At 71.9% G+C, this 1,503-nt stretch carries 2 protein-coding genes; both read right to left on the bottom strand.

Features of this window, described 5'->3' with window-relative positions; all coding sequences use genetic code 11:
* Positions 1 to 451, bottom strand: a 451-nt coding sequence (locus AB1609_23715; GenBank protein MEW6049443.1) for an ABC transporter permease, incomplete at its 3' end; no start/stop codon positions are given.
* Positions 448 to 1,503 (bottom strand): ATP-binding cassette domain-containing protein (locus AB1609_23710; GenBank protein MEW6049442.1); only part of this gene is annotated, 1,056 nt, incomplete at its 5' end. The genes AB1609_23710 and AB1609_23715, both read right to left, overlap by 4 nt.

The raw sequence follows: 1,503 nt of genomic DNA, 5'->3' as shown, positions 1-1,503 counted from the left end.
TCACGACCTCGTCAACCTTGTAGCGGGCCTTGGCATACCCGGGCCCCGCCGACCACAGCGCCCCGGCCACCCCTCCCAGCACAAACGCAGCCGCCACCAGCAGCGGCCCCGGCAGGCCGACCCAGGTGAACCCCGCCCATGCGGCGGCGAAGGCCCCGAGGTACATTGCCCCTTCCACTCCGACGTTGAACACGCCGGCCCGAAAGGCGAGCGCCGTCGCCACCCCCGAGAAAACCAGCGGGGTCGCGGCCAGTAGCGTGTCGGCCAGCGCACCGGGTGCCAGCAGGCTCTGTTGCAGCAACAGCCCGTACACCTCGAGCGGAGACAGCCCGGAGACCGCCAGCACGACGCCGCCAAGCGCCAGGGCGACGGCGAACGTCGCGGCCATCCGAAAAAGCCCGCTCTCCATAAGCCCCTTACTCAGCGCCGCGCGCAACCACCGCCCGTTCACGATGAGCGCCCCTCCACGCCTCGCCCCTCCACCCCCAGCATCAGCGCACCGATGCGCTCGCGGTCGGCCTCGTGCCGCCCCACGACCCCGGTAATACGCCCCCGGTAGATGGTGGCGATGCGGTCCGAAAGCGCCAGCACCTCGTCGAGGTCGCCCGATATGAGCAGGATGCCCGTGCCGCCGTCCCGCAGCTCCAGCAGCGCCCGGTGGATGGACCGGATAGCGCTCATGTCGACACCCCGAGTCGGGTGCGCGGCCACGAGCACCCTCGGCGACTCCCCGGCCTCACGCGCCACCACGAGCCGCTGCAGGTTACCGCCCGACAGCGTCCGTGCCTTCGCCGCCAGCCCCGACGCCCTCACGCCAAACCGCTCGACCCGCGCCCGGCAGAAGCGGGCGATCGCCCCGCCCCGCAGCACTCCCCACGCCGACAGCGGCCGGCGGTGATACCGGGTGGCAATCAGGTTATCCGCGACCGAAAGCTCCAACCCCACCCCGTCGGCGTCCCGGTCCTCGGGGATGTACGCCAGCCCGGCCTGCCTGCGCTGCCGGGGCGTCCACCGGGTCACGTCACGCCCCGCCAGCACGATCCGGCCGCAGGCGACGGGGCGGGTGCCGGCGATGGCCTCGGCGAGTTCACGCTGGCCGTTGCCTTCGACGCCGGCAACCCCCAGGATCTCCCCGGTGCGCAGTTCCAGCGTGACCCCATTGAGCGCCGGCACCCCCCGGTCGTCCAGGGCCGACACGTCCTGCAGCAGCAGCGCCGCCTCCCGCCCCGCCGGCTCTTCCCACCGTCCCCCGCCGGCCGCCTGCAGCTCCTCGCCAAACATGAGCCGCGTCAGCATCGCCGGCGACGCTTCGCTCCGCTCCACTGTCCCCTGCCGCATGCCCCGCCGCAGCACCGTGATGCGGTCTGCGATCTCCAGGATCTCCCACAGCTTGTGGGAGATGTAGACCACCGACTTCCCCTCGACCTTGAGGTTCCGGATGGTCTGGAACAGGGCCCGCGTCTCCTGCGGCGTAAGCACCGAGGTCGGTTCGTCGAACACGAG

It is taken from the genome of Bacillota bacterium (assembly GCA_040754675.1).
Lineage (GTDB): Bacteria > Bacillota > Limnochordia > Limnochordales > Geochordaceae > Geochorda.
Note: the sequence above shows the minus strand (reverse complement) of the source record. Positions and strands in the feature narration are given on the sequence as shown.